The sequence below is a fragment of the Bacteroidales bacterium genome, assembly GCA_029210725.1.
Taxonomy (GTDB): domain Bacteria; phylum Bacteroidota; class Bacteroidia; order Bacteroidales.
On the sequence record JARGFM010000015.1, the window covers coordinates 49,302 to 73,112 of the forward strand.

The following is a 23,811-nucleotide window of genomic DNA, read 5'->3' on the forward strand; positions in this document are numbered from 1 at the left end:
CAATTAACGAATTAATTTGACATCACTTTCAGGAAGATTTAATTTGACGCCATTTATCCTCAGCTCTTCGTTACTCTTATAGGTGATGGTCATTACCAGATTTCCTTCCGTGTCGTATTTTTTCCAGTTTTTTTCCCTGATACCCATTTCATAGTATTGTTCTTCCTTCAGGGTGCCATCCGGGTAATAATATTTATGTCTTTTATCTGGATTCCCTTGTGAATAAGTACCCTCGTATTTCACTTTCCCGTTTGGATAATAGTATTTCCAGGTACCTTCCCTCAGTCCGATCACATATCGGCCCTGCTCCTCATGGTCCCCTACCTGGTAGATCCATTCGCCCTCTCGTTCACCTCCAATATAATCTCCCCTGGTAAGAATATTTCCATCGGGATCATATTCTACAAACATCCCATCCTCTCTTCCGTTGAAATAACTTTCTTCTCTCCATTTATTTCCATTTGGATAGTACCAAATCCAGATACCCTGGTATCTGTCTCTTTCGAACTTTCCTTTCTGTTCAATTCCCCCTTTTTTGAAATAGTAAGTCCAGTTTCCCGAGCGCTGATTATCTACATAAGCCCCTTTAGCCCTGACTTCCCCTCCAGGATAAAAATCGGTCCAGCTGCCTTTCCGTCTTCCCTGTTCATCGATAATACCTTCCGAAACTTTCTGTCCCAGCTCATTATACAGATAAGCATTTTCAACCACTCCAGCTGTATCATAAAACCTGTGTATCCCCACCGGAACACCTTCCTTATAAGCTCCGGTAAAAATAAGCCTTCCTTTCTCATCATAGGTGCTTTTCATATCCAGCAACTCTTTCAGGTCCTCATCAATTTCCTCTACAATCTTACCCCGTTCATAACGCAGGGCCATAAGCAATTCCCCCCTCCCGTCAAATTCCCTGTAGTATCCATGAAGTTGATTATCCAGATAGTGCTCCTCCTTCTTTATCTTACCGTTTTCATAATACTCCCTGAAGGTCCCCTGTTTATTTCCATCCTCATCCGTCCTGTTCAGCCGTTCCCTGTCCACCACATAATTATCCTTATACTGCACCACGGTGACCAGGTTGCTGTCCTTTGAAAATTCTCTGGATAATCCCTGCCTCTTTCCGTTTTCATAAAATACAATCAATTTCAGCTCACCTGTAGGGTAATAGTAATAGGAGGCTCCCTCTTTATTTCCCATTACATACAACTCCCTGGAAATCAGTGTAGGCTGACCTGGATTCAGAGGATTATTGTAACTGTATTTATTTGAATACCCGTTTTTTTCCCCGACCGTATAAGATATCTGTTCGGTAAGTTCTCCTGCCTGGTTATAAAAGTTCCAGATACTATCCAGTAAAAAATTCGTTCTTCTTCCTTCTGATTTAATGATCCCTGGCACATAATACGTACGCCAGTAACCATCAGGTTTTCCATCCCGCATGGTTCCCTCACTGGATACCTGGTTGTTTGGATAAAAAAACTGTACAAACCCATTTTCCACCTCTTCTCCCTGGCCGGATAACTGTATATGCCAGAATCCCAGAATAAGGAGGGCCAAGACATATGGATAGATGCATTTTAACATGTAACTACTTATAATTTCAGACGCTTTGATATTTCCAGCATTCTGACGATCGATCCCCTTGCTTTGTCCATCAAATCCTGTTCCAAAGTTATTTCAGGAAGCTCATACTTCAAAGTATTATATATCTTTTTCAAGGATATTAGTTTCATGAATTTACAATCGTTACAGGCACAGGTCGAATCTTTGGGAGGAGCCGGAATAAAAAGTTTTTCGGGACTGGCTTTTTTCATCTGGTGCAGAATACCCGATTCTGTGGCCACAATAAAGGTTTTTCCGCTGTTTTTTATGCTATAGTTCAGCAAAGACGTAGTCGATCCGATATGATCTGCCACAATTAATATCTGCTTTTCACATTCAGGGTGTGCAATAATTTGAGCTTCAGGGTATTGCTTTTTCAGCTCCAGTATTCTTTCCAGGCTGAACTCCTCATGCACATGACAGGCTCCGTCCCAGATAAGCATCTCTCTTCCGCTTACGCTTTTAATATAATTGCCTAGATTTCGGTCAGGCGCAAATATGATTTTTTCCTCTGACGGAAGGCTCTCCACAATCTGAAGGGCATTGGTGGAAGTGCAGATTATATCCGTTAAAGCTTTAATCTCAGCGCTTGTATTTACGTAGGAGATCACGGTGTGATCAGGATATTTTCTTTTAAAGGCCGCAAAATCTTCCGGGGGACAAGAATCGGCCAGTGAACACCCTGCCTGTATATCCGGAATCAACACCTTCTTATCTGGTGCCAGTATTTTCGCGGTTTCAGCCATAAAATGCACTCCTGCAAAGAGAATAATGTCTGCTTCCGTTGCAGCTGCCTGCTGAGACAAAGCCAGGCTGTCGCCCACAAAGTCGGCAATATCCTGTATTTCTCCTTCCTGATAAAAGTGTGCAAGTATTACCGCATTCTTCTCTTTTCTCATCCGGTTTATCTCTTCCACCATATCGATGGACCTGTCCACTTCCAGGTTTATAAAACCCAGTTTCTCCAAATCAGATTTATTCACAATACTCATATAATATATATTATCATATTAAAGTATAAATCTATTTTAATGATGATTATAGGCGGTTGATTCTGTTTTAAAAAAACAGAAGGTATCTTTGTATAATCCATTATTGAATGATTAAACACATTCTATTAACAATCGGGATATTTGTTAAGTTTTGAAAGCCGGGATGTTACAAAAAAATTTAACAACTGTTAACAAGGGTTCGCTTTAATAAAAACATCTGTAAAAAGAAGCGCCTGACTGTTGAAAATCTGTTTATCATTCTTAGTAAAGTTAGCTTAAATATCGGCTTCGTTAATAGAGCGTACAGAGAAACGTCTTTTTTAGATTCAATGAACAACAAATCAACAGGACGATTGTTAAAAAAAGGAATATGAAAGAACCCCTGGTTATTGCTTCGGATCATGCCGGATACAACTTGAAGATGGACCTCATTAAGTATCTGGAGAATAAGGGTTATGAGTTAATGGATTTAGGAACAAATTCTGCAGAAGCGGTGAATTATCCGGATTTCGGACACCCCCTGGCTGAAGCCGTCGAATCCGGCAGGTTTAGCAGGGGAATCTCTCTCTGCGGAAGCGGGAACGGCATCAATATGGTCACGAATAAGCACCCGGGAATCCGCGGGGCCTTGTGTTGGAACAGAGAAATATCCCGGATGGCCAGGATGCATAATGATGCAAATATCTGCTCTTTACCTGCCAGATATATTGATCTGGAGACAGCTAAGGATATCTTGGATGCCTTTCTCAACACAGAGTATGAAGGAGGGCGGCATGATATCAGAATCAATAACATACCCATCCAAAAATAACGAATGTTATCCAATACAAGCAAGTATGCTATCAGGGCTCTGATCTATCTGGAACTCTATTCTTCTCCTGAGAATAAACAGGGGATCAAAGTAATTTCTGGCCAACTGTATATTCCTTCTCCCTTTTTAGGGAAGATTTTGCAGCTTCTTGTGAAACAGCAACTGCTGGAATCTGTGAAGGGACCGCATGGTGGCTTTTATTTAAGGAAACCGGCCATGGATATCTCTGTCATGGAAGTTATAGAGCTGATGGAGGGCAAGGAGCCATTTGATAGTTGCGTCATACGAACCACTCCCTGCGATTTGAACAATCCCTGCAGCATGCATAAGAAACTAGCCCCGATCAGACACGAACTTAAAGCGCTCTTTACTACTGAAACTATAGCCGATCTGGTGTCGGAATTCAGGGAGGGAAGAGAGAAAATCAGGATTTAAGAAATCGAAACCACCGGAATTTCCCCCAAAGCCTGTAAGCCAGATAGCCTGCAATGAGCCCTCCCAGATTGGCCAGTAAATCGGTCCATTCTCCCCCACGGGAGGCGATCAGAGTTGCCTGTAAAATTTCGATGAGTGCACTGAGTAAAAAAATGCCCATCACAATAAACAGGTGGTTTCCAAAGCAATGACTTTTACAACGATTCTCCATCAATGCGATAAAGCCGAGAGGGGAATACATGGAAAAATGAATCAGCTTATCCAGGTAGGGGATTGAAAACAGGGGGCTGTATGGAAGACTACTACCGGGAATCAGGCTCATCATAGCAATCAGAATGGCCAGGAGGATGGAAAATTTATATTGGAACACGTACCTTAGCATATCCGGAAGGCAAAGATCAGTTTACAAAAGTAGGATAATTAATCTGTAATGAAAGTAGTCGAACTGCTTGCAAAACTACGCGGAGAGAAAATAGAGAACTGGTTTGACCTGGGACTTTTTCTGGATCGGATCAAAGAGGAGCGGGGCTATCCACCCATTCGCCTGCCGGGGGCCTACGATGAATTCAAAGAGGTTTGCAGATCCGGGGGAGTGGCCTTTCTTACCTTTCATTATATGGTTGATGGCGTCACCACAGAGGTAGATAAATATGCTGCATTAATGAAGCGTAATATACCAGGTACTCCCATTCATTATATTGCCGGCAGGATCCATTCCCAAACAGCCCCTTTCATCCAGAACGAATACAGGAAGAAGATAATTCCGGAGCTATCCGGTTTTGATGAGTGGGAACTCTATAAGGACTTCTTTTTTAAGAAACTGGAAAGAGGAGGACCTGCCTATAATGAACTTATCCGGAAGTTTTGGATACAAACTCTGGACATAGTGCATAAACTGGGTGAATATATTGAGGAACAGGGAATCAGCCTGCTCTATATCATTAATGTATGTTCTAATCCCGGAAATGTAGCCTATGCCCTGGCCCTGGTGTTGCTGTCTGAATTTTTGAAAATACCGGCGATTAATAACAATCACGATTTTTACTGGGAGGGAGGGATGTGCCTGACCGACAGGGAGAAGAAGGGAACCAGGCCGGGTCCCCGTGATTTCTTTTTTACCAACTGTCATCTGGGAGAGGTTTTCTCGATCATAGAAACCCTGTATCCCTGGCAGTCCCGCACCTGGATGCAGGTAAATATTAACAGAGAACAATCCGAACACCTGGTGAAGCTAAACGGGCACAACCCGGCCAATGTCATGGAAATAGGCACAGCAGTGGACACCACTCTTTATACCAAAACAGATAAACGAAAAAACATCAACACCTTTTTGCAGCTGGAGAAAATTCTTTCGAGGTATACCGAAAGCCTGATCAGTTATTCGGTTGAGGATGTTTTGTCGGAGGGACTGGTATCCGGGAAGAATCCCAGACCTGTTCTGATCGGGGAGCGCACAAAGCCGGTGGAAGCTTTTATTGGAGAGAACATTATTCTCCTGCAACCCACGAGAATTTTATCCAGGAAAAGAATAGAAAGTTCCTTTAACCTTTTTCTCAAGATGTTTCAGGAGGAGGATATGAAATTACGGTTCCGGCTGACCTCTCATTTGAAGATAACCCTGCTTATCACAGGTCCCGTTGCCGCAGGACACTTTGCATATTTTACAAAATTGATTGAGAGATTCAGGGACCTTCTGAATGAAGTTATTCCTGAATTGAGACAGCGGGTTTACCTGGCGTTTTTGTTTGGAGAGACCGACCGGGAAAGCTTCAAAGAGCGATATGAGAATCCCATCGGCATTGCAGAGCTTTATAATATTTCCTCGCTGGTGCTGTTGCCCAGCAAAACAGAAGGGCGGGGATTGCCAATTATTGAGGCGACAGCCTGCGGAACCCCCATTTTCTGCAGGCGATATGAACCCGAACAGGTTTTTTCGGAAGTGATTGGAGAACACCTTGGTGAGAGGGAGCGTTTAAAAGTGCTGGAATTTAAGGGGAAAAGAATATCAAAAAGCATGGTCAGGAAGATCACAGACAGAATTTTTTTCCCACACCGCTATACCGATGAAATCAGGCACAACCAGAAAGTGGTAATGAAGAGGTACAGCCTGGAAGCGCTTAACGGGAACCTGCACCAGATCCTGCTTCGTCTTTTTGCCCAGCTTCGTCAGCAAAAAACAGTCCTGAGAAATGTAAAGGAAAGCCTGGATGATTACAGGGAAATGGTAAGTTTCAGCGATGAGAACCTGGAAGCCTTACTGGACAACAGGAACAGGCAGTATCTTCCCGGCTATTCGAAGCTTTCATTTATGTTTATGCTGAAATCACTGATTGATCCCAGTTTTTTCAGGATAGAACAACAGAGGATCCGGGGAATGTCCTTTCATTTTTCCCGGGCCATAGTCACTGAGGATCCCGATTCGGAATATATTCCCGGGAAGATTATTAACCAGTTTTATAATGCGGTGGAGACGCTTTTCGAATACCGGGAGGGAAGCAATTCCATACAGCACGATCATTCCATGTCGTACCGGCACCGGAATAACTATCACTATCCCTATCAGGACTTCACCTTCCAGGAGTTAACCGGATTAATTAATTTGCTTTACATCCGTATTGTTCAACCGGTACCCCGCAATAAGATAGACCTGAGCCCGCAGTTTTTTACAGACTGGAACCTGGCTCTGATGCAGCTGACAGGAAGCTCGCACCTGGCTATTGACAACAGGAAACGATTAATAGAAAGGCTCAGGCAAAACCGGCCCATTGCCTACTTTCCCGGGGCTTATATTATGTATGAACTGGAGTTTTTTGCCTTGCAGTCGATCCGTTCCCGACTGCATCTCCCCCTGGAGACGATGATCAGCAGGCAGATGCTGGAGAAGGAAGCGGCATTTTTGCAAGCGGTCTATATATTTGCCCAGGAAAAAAAACTTGGGAAACAACTTAATAAAGATGAAATCACCGATTATATCATACAGGGAGTTTCGGAAGAGTTGAAATTGCTGTATGAGTTTAAGGTGATTCAGATCATTCGCACCAAACAGGTATGTGTGGGTATCCATTTTCCTCAACTGGGGAAAGAGGCATTGAAAGTATTACGAAAGATCAGGGATCAAAACGGCTATATCCTTACCAATCGAAGCAATGCTTCTATGACGACCGACCTGGTCGATATGGACCGTTTTCATATTGGCAAGGTTTCCAATGAGTTTACCGCTCATATGATGGGTATCCCGGTTTCCAGCGGATATATTCAATTTGTGCCGGCAGGGCTCAGGTCCACTTTGTCATATCCGGCTCCTGTTCAGACATCAAAGGAGTTTGACCAGGGAATGAAGAGCGAGCTCTATAAAGAGCTTGTGAAAGAACTGGGAGAGGAAAGGGTATTGGCCAATATCAAAGAAGATGCCGTGTTTAACGGAAGCCCGTTGAAGCATGTGCTTTCGGGGATGCGAGGTCAGGGATCAAAAAATAAAGCATTGGTTTATGAATTTTTCAACGGTCTTTTCGTCGATGGCTTGCCTTACAGCGGGGCCATAGCCAGGCTGAATCTTAAACACAGTCCCTGGGACTTTGCGGCTGTCTCCTCCGTTGATCAGCCCAGGTCGGTTAGCCAGTTTGCAGAGGCATTTTGTAAACAAAGTGGTCATCAGGCCCGGATTGCCTGGAATGGAGGTTATATCTTGAATGCAGAGCTGGTTGGAAAACTCGGGCTGCCCGAAACCTATATCGGTGCTCCTCTGGGGCTGCTGATAAGCGAAGGAATAGTAAGATCAGTCCCCCTCTTTAATAAACCTGCACTCCTGATTTACAAGGATGGTTCCGTAGATATCAGGCGGGTAAATAGCAGCGGGGGATTCAAGGTTTTTTGCAGAGGGAACGAGATTGTCTTCAGTAGCCGGGATTATAACAGGGCAGGGAACAGCATAAGGCATGCTTATTATGACCTGCTTTATCCGGATGAAATGATCCAGGGCGGAGGCAGAACCATTATCCGGCTCTCCGGGAATGAGGTGAAAGAGGTGTTGCAAACCAGGGAAGGAGAACAGGTACGCCATATTCCGGTGGGACTTACCCTGGCCCTGAAGCCTTTCGAAATACCGGAAGATTTACAAGCAGGTGAGTTTATGGATCTGAAAATTCCCGGCATGGAAGAGGTCATGCACGCGGTTGAGGCCGGACCTATGTTGCTGGACCGCGGCAGCTGTGTTATTGATATGGAGCTTGAGGGGTGGAATAGCAATAACTCCATTCGCACACAGGCTGCCAGACTGGATTATACGAATATGCGCGGACCCAAGATAGCCGTAGGAATTAATCGGAAACATGAACTCGCGGTGCTGACCATAAACGGAAGAATCAGGGAGTCAGTCGGGGCGACTCACCACGATATGGCGGAAATACTTCTCAAACACGGGATGGAAAAGGCCATGGGTTTTGATCCCGGCGGAAGCAGCACCCTGGTGGTGGGCACTGATACTTTGAATATTTCCCCATATAACAGCGAGTATGAGCAGGACGTTTATGCGCTCCCCCCGGAGCCCAGAGCGGTTTCCAATGCCATAATCGGATTTATCAGGGAGTAGGCATGCAAGGGATTTATATCCATATACCCTTTTGCCGGAAAGCCTGCAGGTATTGTGACTTCTTTTTTACGGTGAGCCTGCAGTACCTGGACCGCTTTGTAGAAGCCCTGGTGCAAGAGATCCAACAAAAGGGAGAAGCAAATCCGGGCCGCACCCTGGAAACACTCTACCTCGGCGGAGGAACTCCATCGCTCTTGTCGCCTGTTCAGCTGGAAAAAATTGTGGATACCATTGGCAGGTACTTTACTTTTGTGAAGGATCCGGAATGGACCATGGAATGTAATCCGGATGATCTGGATCAGATTACCTTAAACAGGTTGTACCAGATGGGTTTTAACCGCCTGAGTATTGGAATCCAGTCGTTTCACCAGAAAGATCTGGAGATCATGCGGCGCTCCCATCATGCCGGGCAGGCCGAAGAAGCGGTCAAACGGGCTGCCGGTTGCGGATTTAAAAACCTGACCATGGATCTGATCTATGGAGTTCCGGGTCTGTCCACCGCCGGGTGGGAAGACAATATTTCACGGGCACTCTCTTTACCTGTAAACCATCTTTCCGCCTACCACCTGAGTTTTGAGCCGGGTACTGTATTCGATCACTGGAGGAAGAATGGAAAACTGATCCCGGTGCCTGAGGAGGAAAGTGTAATACAGTACAGGATTCTGAGAGAAAGTCTGCTTTCTGCAGAATTTGAACATTATGAGCTTTCCAGCTTTGGCAGAAGCGGATACTTTTCGAAACACAACATGCTCTACTGGTCGGGACGGCCCTACCTGGGGCTTGGTCCCTCGGCTCACTCCTATGATGGTGAGCGGCGGAGCTGGAACACCTCCTCCTTAAAAGAATACATGGAGCGTGTTTTTTCCGGAGGCAAAAAGGACGAGACAGAACATCTGACAGGGACTGAAAAATATCACGATTATTTGATTACTTCACTGAGAACCAAATGGGGGGCCGATCCCGTTCACCTTGAACTAGTTTTTGGTCTGGAGTACAGGCTGCATTTTGAACAGCAGGCTCAGGCTTTTCTTCGTTCAGGAAGCATGATAAAAACAGACGGAAAAGTGGCCATTGATCCGGATCAGTGGCTGATAACTGATCATATACTGCGGAAGCTGTTTATGGACTAAGATTCTGCAGATACCAGGGCCCTTCGGATCAGCCGGTTAAGTTTTCCCCTGAGAGTGTCATAACTGAACTCTTTCTTACCCAGCTTGAAATTATAATCAGCAATTTCTTCGGCAAGGGTGGGATTGTAGATTATTTCCGCCATTTCACCGACGGCTTCACGGGTAAGTTCTCCATTCTCAATCATAACAGTTTTAAAACCCTTACTACCAATATCGGGCAGATAAACCGGTTTGTAGTTGTTTACAAAAACAGGTCGTCTGGCTAAAACAGCTTCCACAAAGGCATTCCCAAAACCCTCATAAGTACTGAAATAGGTACAGGCAGTGGCCTTGGCATAGGCGTCGGAGAGAGAAAAGCGCAGCTCTCCGGCTCCATTGGAGAGACCTTTGTTATGAAACAGGTGGAAGGCAAAACCAAATTGTTCACCCAGCTTAAGTTCGTGTATCAGGTTTACCAGTTCGTTGTAATAGGCACTTCCTGCATCATCTGCGTAATTGCCGGTAATGATCAACTTGATTTTTTTGTCATTCAGTTCATGGATGAGGCGAATGGCAGTCTCAATCCCCTTGCGCCTGACAATACGGGTAATCTGAAACAGGAAAATATCTGTTTTCCTAAATCCCAGATGTTCGGCCAGGTTCTCATTTTTCTTTGTATGCAGCCCGAAAGGCTGATCAAAATTCATCACATTCGGCACGATGATTGCTTCACGCCCAAAACGCTCCTGCAAAGTATTGGCAGCATGACTGTTAATTACTGCATGGACCGAATTGGGAGCTCTGAGAGGAAATACATCCGAAATAAAATCATTAATTTCCCTGTGTGGCGATAAGTACCTGTCGCCACGCTCCCAGGCAAAATCATGATCGTGAGTAATGGTAGGTATCCCGGTTTTATGCACCGCTTTATTGATGGCCATTCCCATCTCCAGGTGGGAGGGAAGAGCAGAAGCATTTTCAGAAATGAGCAATTCGATATGTTGTTCCTGTATCCAGCGAATAATTTTTTTATAGATCACCTTTGAATAAAGATTCAGGTGCTCGATGAGCTCTTCCGGATTGGTTTCAGGATAGAAGAAAGCTTTTTTCTGACTCCAGAAACTTTCGGGAGAGAAGAAGGACATTTCAGGAACCAGCGTTTCAGTATCCGGGTTCATAGGGCGTTCCTGGTACTGTCCGGAAAGAGTAAAAACCTTGTGGCCCATGCTTTTCAGGACCTCGATCCATTTTTCCGTTTCCAGAGCGACACCATCCACGCCACCAATTCGCCCGATGATAACACCAATATGCATGCCGGGGCAGGAGTTTTACTTCAGGACAAAGGAAGATTGGCCGATCATTTTATCTTCCGAGTAGAGCTCAACGGTATGTTCACCCGGTACAATCTCCCCATCATTGTTCCAGAAGATAGAGACAGGCAGATCCTCATTTTCGTAGTTGATAAGCCTGGAAGCAGAGGCCGGAATCTGTTCGCCTTTGAATTCAATCATTTCCAGTCCGGGAGATCCCAGAACCACCTGATCGGGCCTGATAATTCTCAGATAGATGTTTTTTTCTCCTGCGGGAGTCACCTTGTTGGCTCTGAGGACAAAGTCCACCCTGACCTTAACAGCAGTCCGGATGCGTTCGGTGTTCTTGTCACGTTTATTTAGCAAAACCAGGCCGATTTGTGATGCCTGAAGCGTGGTAGCCAGATCCTTGATCTCTTCCAGCTGGGATTTATCTTTTTCAAGCTGTTCCTTTTCCGTGGTCAGGCGCAGTTCGGTATTACGCAGCTGCTTATTCATGGCCAATAACTCCTGGTTTTGCATATTCAGAGAGTCGATCTGAACGATATAACTCCGTAAAACAGAGCGGAGGGTCTCCATCTCTTTACGGTACATACGGATCTTGTAGGCATCTTCTGCCTTAAGAGAGATAAGCTTATCAATTTTCTCCTGCTGTTGCTGCATCTCCAGCTGCATCTCCAGATTATTGGTTTCAAGGGTATCATACCTGAAATAGATATTGCGCAACTCACCCTCCAGAGAATCTTTCTCCATACGAAAGAATTCTGTTTTTTCAGCCAGATCTGCAGAAACCAGGTTCAGATTTTTCCGCGTATCCAGAAGCATATATACGGCAATACCCAGAATAACAACCAGTAATCCGAGTACTCCGTAGAGTGCATTTACATTGGTTTTCTTTTCAGCCATGACGGATGGTTTAGTTTTTACAAATATAAGAATTACTTAGCAGGTAAGGAGCTTACCTCTTCGATGGTGATAATGTTATTCACAATGGCATAGACAGTTAGTCCGGAGACAGATTTAATACCCAGTTTGCTGGTAATATTTTTCCGGTGGGTCATAACGGTATGGGCAGACAGAAACAGCTTTTCAGCGATTTGCCGGTTTGTGAGCCCCGTGGAGACCAGCCTGACAATGGTTATTTCGCGTGACGACAGTTTCATGGAATGAATCCCGTCTTCCCCGTCCCCTCCCTGGTCGATAAGTCCCCGGATTTTTGCGATCAAACTCTCTTTATTCTCCAGGAGATGGATGGAAGCCGGAACTCCCTGTACATGCTTTTTTGTAGAAGGCTCCTCTGTGTGGGGCTCTTCCAGCAAAATGGTTTTTTCGAGTAATTCAGGTTTTGAAATAAAAAGATCGGTCCACATCGTAAAAGCAGTCTGGGAGATAATCATAAAGTCCACGGAGTGATTCTCCAGAAAGGCCGGGAAAGGATCAGATGAGCCAAACTCTTTCAGTACTCTGATCCCCTGAATCCGGTTCAGCATAGAGACCACTCCTTTTCGAAGCAGGTAAGAATCAACAACCAGTATGAAACTTGAAATCCTCATGCAAGAGACGAAGGGTTTAGTAAGTGGTTTTCCAACTCTGCCACCCTGGGAATTAACACCTTATCTTCCACATCTGCATGATCAACCAGGTCTTTCATCAGCGCTGCAAGATCCTTCAGGACCTCATGACACAACTGCAAATCGTCAAATGGGCGCAGATATTTTATAATGAGTTCAGACAGATGCCTCAAACTTGTTTCTAAACGATTGTGCTCTTTCTCAAATTCACGGATAGAATAGCGCTGAAGCTTCTGAATGAAAGAAGCTTCGGCTTCCTTCAGGGCAGCCTGCTTTTCCAGTTCAAGGATATAAGGTAAAATTTGCTCCTCTTCCTGGGAGATATGGGCCATAAACTCCTCTTTATAATCATTGAAAAAAGCGGTTACCAGAGTAACCTCCTTTTCGGACAGAGAAGAATGTTCCATCAGGCGCAATATTTTATACTCCACCATGGGAAGGGCAATCTCTTTGTAGTACTTATGGGTGGAGCTAATGTAATCAACCATGGTACTCAGCGGGAACAGGGCCAGTCCCTCTTCGGGGACATACAGTTCATCCAGGTAAGCGTTTGCAATTTCCAGGAAAAAATCCGTATTCACTCCGTGGGCCTGACACACCTCATCCACACTAAGCTCTCCGAATCCAGACTTCAGGTTGAACCGGGGCAAGAGAGGCAGCAACTGAAGGTTTTCGAGTATTACCCTGTACATGGGCCAATCCCTGGTAATCATCTCTGTTTTTTTTCTTTTTCAATCTCCGTTTCCGTAATTCCGTATTTTTCATCTTCCTCCTGGTTGCCCAGGGGCTCAACATGAACCATGATGTCATAAATATTCCGGAGATTTGATTTAATACTATTTTCCACTTTTTTAGCAATATCATGCGCCTCTTTGACCGACAGTTCAGGATTCACTTCAATGTCGAGGTTTACCATATAGTAATGTCCGATTTTACGGGCCCTGACCCGGTGAGGATTATGGGCCCCCTTTACCATATGAATGGATTCGAAGAGACGCTTATAGAGTTCTGTATTGTCGATGCCGTCCATCAGATCAATATTGGATTTCATAAAGATCCGGAATCCTTCGTACATAATGAAAATACTGATTAAAAGAGCGATGATACGGTCGATCAGGGGTTCTTCCAGAACCAGGGTAAAGATCAGGCTGATGAGAACACTTAAAGAAAGCAAGATATCATTTCTCATATTTCGGGCATTGGCCTCCAGCATGCTGCTCTCCACCTTTCTGCCTGTTCTGAACAGGACGAGAGAGAGAATAAATTTTCCACCGATGGAGATCAGGGTTACCCAGAGCGCCAGTTTACCCGGGATTTCCATGCTCTCGCCAGCCACAAGCAACTGTACGGTGGAGTAGGCCAGCTGTACGCCGGCAAAAAAGATCAAAAAGGAAAGCACCTTGGTAGCTACCGTATCGGCTTTTTTATACCCGTAGGGAAATTTGATATTGGGGGGCCTGGCGATAATCCGGGCAGCGACCAGCACCACCAGCGAAGAAACAATATCAGAGACCGAATCGATGCCATCGGCAATCACAGCAAAACTGCCTGAAATTAAACCAGCCGCCAGTTTCAAAAAAGCCAGCAGGGCGTTACCGGTTATGGCCCACCAGGAAGCTCGGATGATCTGTTGTTCTCTTTTCATCTCTTCACGGTATGATGAATGAAATGAGGATCATGTTCTGATTTATATTCTATCTGAAGGGTGATGTGCCCGATACCGAAATCATCTCTGAGAAGCTGCTCGATTTTGTGCCTCAGGTGATTCACACGACTCAGTTTAAGATCGACATTCAGCTCTACATGAGCCTCCAGATGAACCTCGCTGTCGGTAAGCATCCAGGCGTGTATATGGTGAATATTCAAGACCTCGGGCACCAGTTCGACCATATTTTTGATAGCCGGAAGATCCAGGTGTTCAGGAGCCGATTGCATCAAGATACGGACCGACTCTTTAAGAATTATCAGTCCCGACCTTATGATATATATGGAAATCAGGACCGTGATCACAGGATCGATCCATGTGATTTCAAAAACCTGTATCAGGCCCCCCCCGATGATCACCACCACGGAGGAGAGGCTGTCGCCGATCAGGTGGATGTAGGCGGCCTTTACATTGATGCTTTTTCCTGCGTCTTTTCTAAGGATAAGGACCGCATAGAGATTGGCCAAAAGGCCAATCATTCCCACCACCAGCATGATCATGGAGTTAATGACGCCCGGATTCTGCCACCTGTGCCAAGCTTCTTTGATCAGGAAAACGCTCATGACTATAAGGATAACCGCATTGATCAGTGCGGCCATAATTTCCAGTCGTTTGTAGCCGAAAGTCTTCTTTTGATTGGCTTCACGCTTACCAATGATGGTAGCCAGGTAGGCTATAAAGGTGGCAAAGGCATCGCTTAGATTATGAAGGGCATCTGAAAGAAGCGCCAGGCTGCCTGAGAGAAAGCCTCCGGCTATCTCTACAATACTGATTACCAGGTTCAGAACTGTTGCGGCCAGCAGGTTTTTTTCATTCACCGGCTGGTGATGCTGGTGAGTGCGTCTGCGTTTATGCTTTTTTTCGGCCATTTATATGAACAATAATAAGCTGATTGCCATAACTGCCATACCGGCCAAAAAGCCATAGACAGAATGATGGTGCAAGCCGTATTCCCGGGCTGTCGGTAAAAGTTCATCAATGGATATAAATACCATGATCCCTGCGACTCCGGCAAAAATGAAACCAAAGACATGGTCGTTCAGAAAGGGCATGAGGATCAGCCAGGCGATCAGTGCGCCGACCGGCTCAGCCAGTCCGGACAGAAAAGACAAAAAGAACCCCCTTTTTTTATTTCCTGTACCATAGGAAATGGGAACCGAAACAGCGATGCCTTCCGGGATATTGTGAATCGCAACGGCCACCGCAATGGGGATGCCCAGAGAGGGATCGGACATGCCGGCCATGAAAGTGGCTACACCCTCCGGGAAATTATGGATCGCAATGGCCAGTGCAGTAAACAGGCCCATGCGAACCAATCTGGGATCTCTGCTGTTGCTTCTGTCCATATCCTCAATGCGTTTGATCTCATGAGGATTTTCCTGGGAGGGGATCAGCTTATCGATCAGGGCAATAATCAGGATACCGGCAAAAAAGGCAAGCACGGCATACCAGGCGGCCATTTTTTCGCCAAATCCGGGGATCAGAGCAATTCGTGCTTTCTGGAGGATTTCTACAAAAGATACGTAAACCATCACTCCGGCTGAGAATCCCAGGCTAAGCGATAAAAACCGGGTATTCGTGCTTTTGGTAAAAAATGCCAGGGCACTGCCGATCCCGGTAGATAGGCCGGCAAAAACCGTGAGTCCAAAAGCAAACCAAAAATTGCCTGTCTCCATGTAAAAACAAATTAGCTGGCTTTTCTTCCTTTCTTTGGAGCTTTGGGGATGGGCTCCTGTGAAAAGTGGCGGGGTCGTTTTGCCGTCCATGCAATCATTACCACCCCGGCTAAAATGAAAGGAAGGCTGAGCAGCTGTCCCATATTAAACTGCATTCCGGCCTCGAAAGCAACCTGGTCGTTTTTCACAAATTCAATAAAGAATCGGGCAGAGAAAAGAAGGATCATAAACACTCCAAATATAAAGCCATCACGGACCTTCATATACCTGCGGCGATAGAAAATAAACAGAGCCGTAAATATCAGGATATAACTCAGGGATTCATAGAGCTGGGTGGGGTGACGGGCCACGGTGGGAAGTAATTCGCCGGTATTGGAGTCATAGAGCCTGTCACGGACAAACTCAAAGCCCCAGGGAAGACCGGTCGGAAGACCATAGATCTCCGAATTAAACAGGTTTCCAAGCCGAATGAAGGCTCCCCCCAAAGCAACTACAATCACAATGCGGTCAATAAGCCATAGAAAGGAAAGTTTGTATTTTCGAATGTATAACCAAAGCGAGAGAAGGATCCCTATGGCAGCCCCGTGGCTGGCAAGTCCACCCTTCCAGATTTTAAGGATTTCAACAGGATTCGCCAGGAAATAGTCCGGTTCATAAAAAAAACAGTGACCCAGTCGGGCTCCAATAACCGTTCCTACAGCGATATAGATTAATAATTGATCCATCATTTCTGAGCTGAGCCTTTCGGTGGAAAGGAACCTGGTAAAAACGATGTAGCCGGAAAGGAAGGCTGAAGCAAACATCAATCCGTACCACCGGATGCTGAGTTGACCAATACTGAAAATTTCGGGATCCACATTCCAGGTGATGGCTTCAAAAATCATAATTACGGGCCTTTGAGATTAAGCTACAAATATAATAACATTCCGGGGGTTTCTCCTGAAGCTTATATCTTTGTATGTTTGCACTAAATTGATGAAACGTGTCCGCTAAATACTTTTGGTTTTTGTCTGTTATTCTTGTTTGCTGGAGCTGTGCTCAGCAGGGATCCCCTTCCGGGGGCCCTAAAGATGAGGATCCGCCGGTGGTGCTAAAATGCGAGCCACCCAACTATTCCACAAATTTTAATGCAAAGAGGATCCTCATTACGTTTGATGAATTTATTGTTTTGGACAATGTGAATCAGGAGCTGATCGTTTCCCCGCCCATGGAAGAGAAACCGGAGGTAAAACTGAAGAAGAAGACCTTGATTATAGAGTTTGAAGAGACAGTCAGGACAAATACCACCTATACCTTCAATTTTGGAAACGCGATAAAGGATCTCCATGAAGGAAACAAATTGCAGAATTACGAATACGTATTCTCCACCGGCGATGTACTCGACTCTCTGTCAGTGAGGGGAACCCTTCAATATGCAGAGAGCCTCGAGAAACCCGAAGACCCGGTATCCATTATGCTTTATTCCGATCTCCGGGACTCGGTTCCTCTCATCGATATCCCCCTTTATGTGGGACGCACGAATGACAGTGGTGTTTTTAGCGTGAACAATCTTCGCCCCGATGTATATAAGGTGTTTGCCTTAAAGGACGGGAATAATAATCTGCTTTTTGACCTTCCTTCGGAAGAGATTGCTTTCCTGGACACAAGCCTGATCCTAAATGCCGATTTTACCAGGCAACTTTTGGGAGATTCGATCGTATCCGCAGTCCTGACGGATACGCTGGAGGCAGACTCTTCCGGAACGGGCACGGACTCTTTGTCCCGTATGGGATCAGATCTGAACGCGATCTATATTGATTTAAATTTATTTACGGAAGAACCGGACATTCAGTACCTGACCGACTATGTCAGAGAGGACCGGCGGAAAATACAGCTGGGTTTTGCCCTCCCGCTTACAGATACTTTTACGTATTACACGCTCCAGGCGGAAGGAAAGCGTGCTCCCCGCTTCCTGGAACATTTTTCTACTAAGCGGGACAGCCTGACCCTGTGGATGATCGATTCGACAGACTATAACCATGACAGCATTCAGATGGTGGTGAACTATACGGTAAAAGACACCCTTGAGCAGTTTATATGCACATCCGATACCCTTTTGTTTACTTACCGGGAACTTCAGGGTAGAAGCAAAAGGGACCGGTCGGATCAAAAGGAGACCGCGACGGAAGAGGAAAAACTGGAGCTGCTTACCATCCGGAACAATAGCAACCATGATTTGAACAGAGATCTGTCCCTGCAACTGGATTTTCCTTTAGGCAGGATGAATGATTCTCTGATATCTCTTTACCATATTCCCGATTCGGCGGAGGTTCCGATTCCTTTTTCAGTGAGGGCCGACACCCTGTCTCTATACCGGGCTATCCTGACTGCCACCTGGGAGTCGGATTCCAGATACAGGATGCTGTTATTGCCCGGGGCCATTTCGAGCATCTATCCCATGCAGCACGATACGGTGGATGTGAGCTTTAAAACACGCGACCTGGAGTTTTACGGACAGATTCTGCTCACTGTAAACCAGGTGGCACACCAGGTGCTGGTTCAGCTTTTCAGCGGTAAAACACTGGTAAAAGAAATTTTGGTTGAGAAGGATGGACAGTATCATTTTCCCTATCTGTCCCCTCAGAAGTACCAGTTTAAATTTATTCATGATCTCAATAATAACGGAAAATGGGATACGGGTAACTATCTGAAAAAGATTCAGCCCGAACCCGTAGAACTACTTCCCGGAACGATTGAAGTAAGGTCAAACTGGGATCATGATGTGACCATGATCCTGGAAAAGTAGGATGATCAGTTCCCGGATGGATTATCGAGCCGCTTCCAGATTAAAGCCGCAGCCCCCAGAACGGCGATATTTTTATTTAAAAGGGCGGAAGGAACGATCTCAATCTTATTCCGGAAGATGGGTAATAGATGTTCTTCCATGCTCTGTTTGGCGGGATCAATGATCCACTTCCCCGCTTTGGCCAGTCCCCCGAATAAAAAAATGCGGGAGGGGCTGATATGAGCCACCGTGTCGGCCAGGGCCCTGCCCAGGAGGTAGCCGGTTCTTTCAAAGGCTTTGATGGCAATAGGGTCGCCTGCTTCGGCCAGGGCAGTAATCATTTTTGGTTTTAGTTTGGAAAAGGGAATTTTCCGAAAATCGCTCTCGCTGTTTTCTTCCGCCAGTAATTCATACACAGTTCTTTTAATTCCCGTGGCCGAAACGTATGCTTCCAGGCATCCTCTTTTTCCGCATCCACATTGCCTGCCATGATCATAAACCAGTACATGTCCGAGTTCTCCGGCAAATCCGTCGTGCCCGTAAATGATATCTCCATTGACAACAAGCCCGCTTCCCAGCCCGGTTCCCAGGGTGATCATCAGAAAATTCTTCAGCTTGACGGCATCTCCAAACAGCATTTCTCCCAGCGCTGCAGCATTGGCATCATTGGTGACCAGAATGGGAAGGTGAAAATGATTTTCCATCAGTTTGACAAATTCAATCTTCCCTTTCCAGGCCAGGTTGGGAGCGTTTTCAATGGTGCCTGTATAGTAGTTGCCATTCGGAGCCCCCACCCCAATACCAAGTAAAAGAAAGGAAGTTTCGATCTGTTCCAGGCTTTGTTTCACATGCGCATGAAGTGCTTGAATAAACGCTTCGATGCTTTCATATCCGCGGGTGCTGATTTCATCTTCGAAATGGATGAATCCCGAACGATCCACCAGGCCTATTTTTGTAAAGGTTCCCCCAATATCTATTCCAAGAACAACTTCCAGAGCCATCGGATTTCAATCTATGGATTATAAGGGCCAAAATTAATAATTCTAAGCGGATTTGGTTAAATTAGCTGAGATATCTAAAACACAAGCTATGACCAATTTTATTGTTCCCATCGACTTTTCAGTGGATTCTCTCAAAGGACTTGAGTGGGCGCTTCTGTTTTCTCAAAAGAAAACGGTGAATATTCAGATGGTCTATGTATTGACCAATAGTTCCAATTTTCAGCCCAGAGTGGTTGAGGAGGAACAGAAATATGCAGAGACCCAGTTCAGGAAGCTGGTAAAGGATTATGGTCCGCGACTTGGAAATCAATCCAGACTGCGGTACCTCATAAAAAAAGGGAAAGTGTACCGGGAAATTGTGAACCAGGTGAACTCCTACAAGAATGCTGTGGTTTCTGCCTCGACACATGGTGCTTCAGGTTTTGAGGAGCTCTTTATAGGGAGCAATGCCCTTAAAATTATGGCTGCCACCGAAAAACCGGTATTTACTCTGCGCACATACATGCCTGGCGATGTGAAGAAGATTGTCGTACCCATCAAGTTACATCTGGATACCAGGCAAAAAGCCCCGGCTGCGGCTGATCTGGCCGAACTGTTTGGTGCAGAGTTACATGTGCTGGCTATTTCGACTCACAAGAATAAGCGGGACCTGGAAAGGCTGGAGTCCTATTCAAGGCAGGTAAGCAATTACTTCAAAGCCCGGAAGCTACAAACTGTTAGCAAAACACTGGTGGGAGATAACCTGCCCGGACTGACCTGCACTTATGCCGAGGCCGTAAATGCTGATCTGATTGCCATTATGTCCAGCGCCATTGATAAGTGGAATGTTTTTCTGGGGAGTTATGCGCAGCAAATGCTGAAAAGCGCCCCCGTTCCTTTGCTGAGTATCACACCCAGGGAAAAACAGATACCTGCAGGATTCAGTACCTTTGGAGGATAGGCCATAAGCAGACAAAAAGAACATACGGAATATCATGACGGGTCGCATTTATTGACCCTCCTGGAATCTCTTCCCTTTGCAGCCTGGTTTAAAGATGAACATGGCAAATTCACCCGTGCCAATGACAACTTTTTAAAAATTGCCGGGAAAGACCGGGAGCAGGTTATCGGGCGCACAGCCAGGGAGGTCTTTGACTCCGATGAGGCCAGACAAATGGAAGAAGGGGTTCGTGAGGTATATCGAACAGGGAAAATGACCGAATCGACCTATTCCAGAGGGAAGAGTATCATTAAAACGGTTCATTTTCCGGTCAGAAACGGGAAGGGGGAGATCGTGGGTTCAGGGGGATACAGGGAAGATATTACCAACCTGACAGCTGCCCTGCAGGCTCTTCACCGTGAAAAGGAGACCCTGGAGGTTCTTCTGGAGACCATTCCCTTTTGTATCTTCTTTACCGACCGGCACGAGCGTTATATCCGGGTAAACCATATGATGGCAAAGCTGCTCCGGGTGTCCGATCCCGGAGAAGCAGCCGGGAAGACCAATAAGGAGTTTTTTACCAAGAGAGTAGCCCGTAAAATGATGGAGGAGGACCGGACTATTATTGAAACCGGAACCCCCATCGTGAATAAAATTATCTATTTTGAAGATGATGGGGTGGAGGGGTTCTGGATGGAGAAGAATAAGATCCCCATCAGGGATGAGAGGGGGGTCATTACCATGATAATGGGAATCTTTAAAGATGTTTCTGACCTGATGCGGATCGAAAATGAGTTGAAAGAGGCCCGGGATCGTGCCGAGGAGTCCGATCGGCTGAAGACCTCCTTTCTGGCCAACATGAGCCACGAGATCAGAACACCCATGAACGGCATTATCGGATTTGCCAATTTGTTAAGGGATCCGGAACTGGCCGATGATAAAAAAGATCTTTTTCTAAAGCATATTGACAACTCATCCGGTCAGCTCCTGAACATCATTGATGATATCATTGATATCTCAAAAATTGAATCCGGGCAGATGAAGATCTCCAACAAACCTGTGAGAATCAACGGGGTCCTGGATGAGATATACTCCTCATATTTTCATCGGATCAGGGGAGATGCCCCGGGGGAGAAACGGGTAGACTTTAAGCTGATTAAAGGAAACGACTCCCACGATTTCACCATCTTATGCGATGATTTCAGGTTGAGACAGATTTTTAATAACCTGATAGGAAATGCCATTAAGTTCACCAGGGAGGGCCACATCACTTTTGGGTACTCACTGCGTAACAACAGGCATGTGGAGTTTTTCGTCAGCGATAGCGGGATCGGGATTCCTTATAATAAGATCAGACTGATTTTTGACAGATTCGGACAGGTAGAACAGGAGCGGGTTCTTCAGCCATCAGGAACAGGGCTCGGTTTGCCCATCTCCAAAAGCCTGGTCAATCTGATGGGAGGTGAGATGTGGGCAGAGTCGGCTGTTGGCAAGGGATCTACGTTTTATTTCACCCTTCCGCTGGTGATAGAAAAGCCGGTGGAAGAGTCCCGGATTTTAATATCCAATAAGAACTATGACTGGAGCAATAAGCTTATACTGGTGGCTGAGGATGAAGAGTTAAACTGGTGTTTTGTCAAAGAAATGCTGAGACAGACCGGAGCCACTGTGCACAGGGCTACGAATGGTCGTGAAGTGGTAGCCCAGGCCCGGAAATTATCTCCCGACGCTATTCTGATGGATATTAAAATGCCTGAACTGAGTGGTATCGATGCAGCTCGAAAAATCAGGGTATTTAACAAAAAAGTTCCGATTATTGCTCAAAGCGCCTTTGTCATGGCTGAAGAAAAGGAGGAGAGTCTTCAGGCAGGATGTAATCATTTTGTTACCAAGCCTTTGGACAGAACCACTATTATGGAACTGATAGACAGCTATTTTAAATGAAAAGGGCGGTGATCATCGTGGCTGCAGGATCGGGCAGCAGGATGGGAGGAACGCTTCCCAAGCAATACCAGGAGCTACTCGGGAAGCCAGTCATCATTCATACTCTGGAGGCTTTTCACCGCTTTGATCCGGGCATGCAGCTGGTGCTTGTTCTGGCTCCGGAACACCGGCTTTTCTGGGAAAAACTGGCCGGAAAATATGAATTGGCCGGAGGGCTAACCTTTATCCCTGGAGGAAGCAGCCGTTTTGATTCAGTAAAAAACGGATTAACCCAAATAAAGAAACAGGGAATCGTGGGGATTCATGATGCCGTGAGGCCACTGGTGAGTTCCGGGACCCTGGCACGTACTTATAATGCTGCTGAACAGGGTGGAAGCGGGATACCGGTCATAGAGATGGACGATTCGGTCAGAAAGGTGGATCCAAACGGAAATTCTGAACAGTTGAACCGGTCGAGTTTAAGGCGGGTGCAAACCCCGCAGGTATTTCTTTCACAAAGAATTAAAGAAGCCTATCAGAAAGCCTGCGATCCTTCGTTTACCGATGATGCTTCCGTATACGAGGCGGTCTTTGGCCCGGTCACCCTGGTTGAAGGCAACCGGGAAAACATCAAAATCACCACCCCTGCAGATATGAAACTGGCCTCCCTGCTTATGGGTTCTGTGGTATAATTTTCCCTCCTACGCTGCTTTTGAATTCTTTTACCTCCGGAGAGCCCAGGAATCCAATAAAGGCCTTCCTGGTGGCATTGGCATTCAAATAGTATAAGCAGTTTACTTTAACCTGGGCTCCGGTGGCAGCTGTCACCCAGCATCTTTCGGTTTTCAATTCGTATCCCAGGTAATTTCCAAAGGTATAAGCATTGATCGCCTGGCTCCGGGCGCTTCCCCGCAGGATGATATCAGCTCCCTGATTCACCCTGGCATTCAGGGAATCGGCGGCAATATGCAACTCCACTTTTCCGCCGGTCTCCGCCAAGAGCAAGAGAGTCTGTGCTTTCAGGGTATCCTTTGATTGAACAACCGCCCCCCGGGCGATTTCGAGATTGGAAAGGTCCTTAAAAAACAATTTCGCAGGAATGAGCGGCGTTTTTTTCAGTCCGGTCCGGTTTTTAAGTATCAATATGCTTTCCTCATATTCTACTTCCAGAATCTCAGGCATGGACTCCTCTTCGACCACTAAGCTCAGACTGTCGGAGGCTACCAGTTGCAGATGGATATTCCCGCTAATTTTCAGTTTTTCAAAGGGCTGTTCCAACGGGATTTGATATTCCTGGCCAGAGGAGGTCAGGAGAAATAAACACAGAACAATTAAGCTTGTTAAAGCTCTCATATCACTTGATTTTCCTGCAAAAATACGTTTAAATATTTTATTACCTTGCACATCT

Annotated in this window: 21 protein-coding genes; 8 read left to right on the top strand and 13 right to left on the bottom strand. The window is 45.8% G+C overall.

What is annotated here, in order from left to right; all coding sequences use genetic code 11:
• Nucleotides 1-3: 3 nt before the first annotated feature.
• Together P1P86_09980 and nadA are read right to left on the bottom strand one after the other, a co-directional pair.
• On the bottom strand, nt 4-1,554 hold the full coding sequence (locus P1P86_09980; GenBank protein MDF1575503.1) for a hypothetical protein: 1,551 nt from the start codon (nt 1,552-1,554) through the stop codon (nt 4-6).
• Nucleotides 1,555-1,589: 35 nt separating this feature from the next.
• Nucleotides 1,590-2,591 carry a quinolinate synthase NadA gene (gene nadA, locus P1P86_09985; protein MDF1575504.1) on the bottom strand — a complete coding sequence of 334 codons (1,002 nt, stop codon included), beginning with the start codon at nt 2,589-2,591 and terminating at the stop codon, nt 1,590-1,592.
• 370 nt (nt 2,592-2,961) lie between these two features.
• On the opposite strand from nadA, the gene rpiB reads away from it, so the two are divergent.
• Together rpiB and P1P86_09995 are read left to right on the top strand one after the other, a co-directional pair.
• Nucleotides 2,962-3,402, top strand: a complete 441-nt coding sequence (gene rpiB, locus P1P86_09990; protein MDF1575505.1) for a ribose 5-phosphate isomerase B — start codon at nt 2,962-2,964, stop codon at nt 3,400-3,402.
• Between the two features lie 3 nt (nt 3,403-3,405).
• Nucleotides 3,406-3,837, top strand: a complete 432-nt coding sequence (locus tag P1P86_09995) for an Rrf2 family transcriptional regulator (protein ID MDF1575506.1) — start codon at nt 3,406-3,408, stop codon at nt 3,835-3,837.
• Here the strand turns inward: P1P86_09995 and P1P86_10000 are convergent.
• The gene (locus P1P86_10000; GenBank protein MDF1575507.1) at nt 3,827-4,207 is read right to left on the bottom strand and encodes a VanZ family protein; all 381 of its coding nucleotides are present in this window, start codon (nt 4,205-4,207) and stop codon (nt 3,827-3,829) included. The genes P1P86_09995 and P1P86_10000 overlap by 11 nt on opposite strands.
• 60 nt (nt 4,208-4,267) lie before the next feature.
• Between P1P86_10000 and P1P86_10005 the strand changes: the two genes are divergently transcribed.
• Together P1P86_10005 and hemW are read left to right on the top strand one after the other, a co-directional pair.
• A complete protein-coding gene (locus P1P86_10005; protein MDF1575508.1) occupies nt 4,268-8,425 on the top strand; it encodes a phosphodiester glycosidase family protein in 4,158 nt (1,385 codons plus the stop codon).
• Between the two features lie 2 nt (nt 8,426-8,427).
• Nucleotides 8,428-9,555 (top strand): radical SAM family heme chaperone HemW, encoded by a 1,128-nt coding sequence (gene hemW / locus P1P86_10010; protein MDF1575509.1) that lies wholly within the window; start codon nt 8,428-8,430, stop codon nt 9,553-9,555.
• Here hemW and P1P86_10015 read toward each other — a convergent pair.
• The 8 genes from P1P86_10015 to lgt are packed head-to-tail and all read right to left on the bottom strand — an operon-like array spanning nt 9,552 to nt 16,677.
• Nucleotides 9,552-10,847 carry a glycosyltransferase family 4 protein gene (locus P1P86_10015; protein MDF1575510.1) on the bottom strand — a complete coding sequence of 432 codons (1,296 nt, stop codon included), beginning with the start codon at nt 10,845-10,847 and terminating at the stop codon, nt 9,552-9,554. The genes hemW and P1P86_10015 overlap by 4 nt on opposite strands.
• Before the next feature lie 15 nt (nt 10,848-10,862).
• The gene (locus tag P1P86_10020) at nt 10,863-11,750 is read right to left on the bottom strand and encodes a hypothetical protein (GenBank protein ID MDF1575511.1); all 888 of its coding nucleotides are present in this window, start codon (nt 11,748-11,750) and stop codon (nt 10,863-10,865) included.
• Nucleotides 11,751-11,782: 32 nt separating this feature from the next.
• Nucleotides 11,783-12,397 (bottom strand): LuxR C-terminal-related transcriptional regulator, encoded by a 615-nt coding sequence (locus P1P86_10025; protein ID MDF1575512.1) that lies wholly within the window; start codon nt 12,395-12,397, stop codon nt 11,783-11,785.
• Nucleotides 12,394-13,128: a hypothetical protein gene (locus tag P1P86_10030; GenBank protein MDF1575513.1), complete on the bottom strand. Its 735-nt coding sequence runs from the start codon at nt 13,126-13,128 to the stop codon at nt 12,394-12,396. Before P1P86_10030 ends, P1P86_10025 begins: the two co-directional genes overlap by 4 nt.
• On the bottom strand, nt 13,125-14,060 hold the full coding sequence (locus tag P1P86_10035) for a cation diffusion facilitator family transporter (GenBank protein MDF1575514.1): 936 nt from the start codon (nt 14,058-14,060) through the stop codon (nt 13,125-13,127). The genes P1P86_10030 and P1P86_10035 overlap by 4 nt, the downstream gene beginning before the upstream one ends.
• On the bottom strand, nt 14,057-14,989 hold the full coding sequence (locus tag P1P86_10040) for a cation diffusion facilitator family transporter (protein MDF1575515.1): 933 nt from the start codon (nt 14,987-14,989) through the stop codon (nt 14,057-14,059). Before P1P86_10040 ends, P1P86_10035 begins: the two co-directional genes overlap by 4 nt.
• On the bottom strand, nt 14,990-15,796 hold the full coding sequence (zupT, locus tag P1P86_10045) for a zinc transporter ZupT (GenBank protein ID MDF1575516.1): 807 nt from the start codon (nt 15,794-15,796) through the stop codon (nt 14,990-14,992).
• Between the two features lie 11 nt (nt 15,797-15,807).
• Nucleotides 15,808-16,677 carry a prolipoprotein diacylglyceryl transferase gene (lgt, locus tag P1P86_10050; GenBank protein MDF1575517.1) on the bottom strand — a complete coding sequence of 290 codons (870 nt, stop codon included), beginning with the start codon at nt 16,675-16,677 and terminating at the stop codon, nt 15,808-15,810.
• Between the two features lie 125 nt (nt 16,678-16,802).
• On the opposite strand from lgt, the gene P1P86_10055 reads away from it, so the two are divergent.
• Nucleotides 16,803-18,581, top strand: a complete 1,779-nt coding sequence (locus tag P1P86_10055) for an Ig-like domain-containing protein (protein ID MDF1575518.1) — start codon at nt 16,803-16,805, stop codon at nt 18,579-18,581.
• A gap of 5 nt (nt 18,582-18,586) precedes the next feature.
• On the opposite strand, the gene P1P86_10060 is transcribed toward P1P86_10055, so the two are convergent.
• Nucleotides 18,587-19,561 (bottom strand): ROK family protein, encoded by a 975-nt coding sequence (locus P1P86_10060; protein MDF1575519.1) that lies wholly within the window; start codon nt 19,559-19,561, stop codon nt 18,587-18,589.
• Between the two features lie 88 nt (nt 19,562-19,649).
• Between P1P86_10060 and P1P86_10065 the strand changes: the two genes are divergently transcribed.
• From P1P86_10065 to P1P86_10075, 3 genes are read left to right on the top strand one after another with little or no spacing between them, the layout of a single operon-like run.
• Nucleotides 19,650-20,501: a universal stress protein gene (locus tag P1P86_10065; protein MDF1575520.1), complete on the top strand. Its 852-nt coding sequence runs from the start codon at nt 19,650-19,652 to the stop codon at nt 20,499-20,501.
• A gap of 51 nt (nt 20,502-20,552) precedes the next feature.
• Nucleotides 20,553-22,424 carry an ATP-binding protein gene (locus P1P86_10070; protein ID MDF1575521.1) on the top strand — a complete coding sequence of 624 codons (1,872 nt, stop codon included), beginning with the start codon at nt 20,553-20,555 and terminating at the stop codon, nt 22,422-22,424.
• The gene (locus tag P1P86_10075; GenBank protein ID MDF1575522.1) at nt 22,421-23,095 is read left to right on the top strand and encodes a 2-C-methyl-D-erythritol 4-phosphate cytidylyltransferase; all 675 of its coding nucleotides are present in this window, start codon (nt 22,421-22,423) and stop codon (nt 23,093-23,095) included. Before P1P86_10070 ends, P1P86_10075 begins: the two co-directional genes overlap by 4 nt.
• Here P1P86_10075 and P1P86_10080 read toward each other — a convergent pair.
• Entirely contained in the window at nt 23,076-23,756 is a 681-nt protein-coding gene (locus P1P86_10080; GenBank protein MDF1575523.1) for a DUF2807 domain-containing protein, read from the bottom strand. The two genes, P1P86_10075 and P1P86_10080, sit on opposite strands and share 20 nt — an antisense overlap.
• Nucleotides 23,757-23,811: the final 55 nt, after the last annotated feature.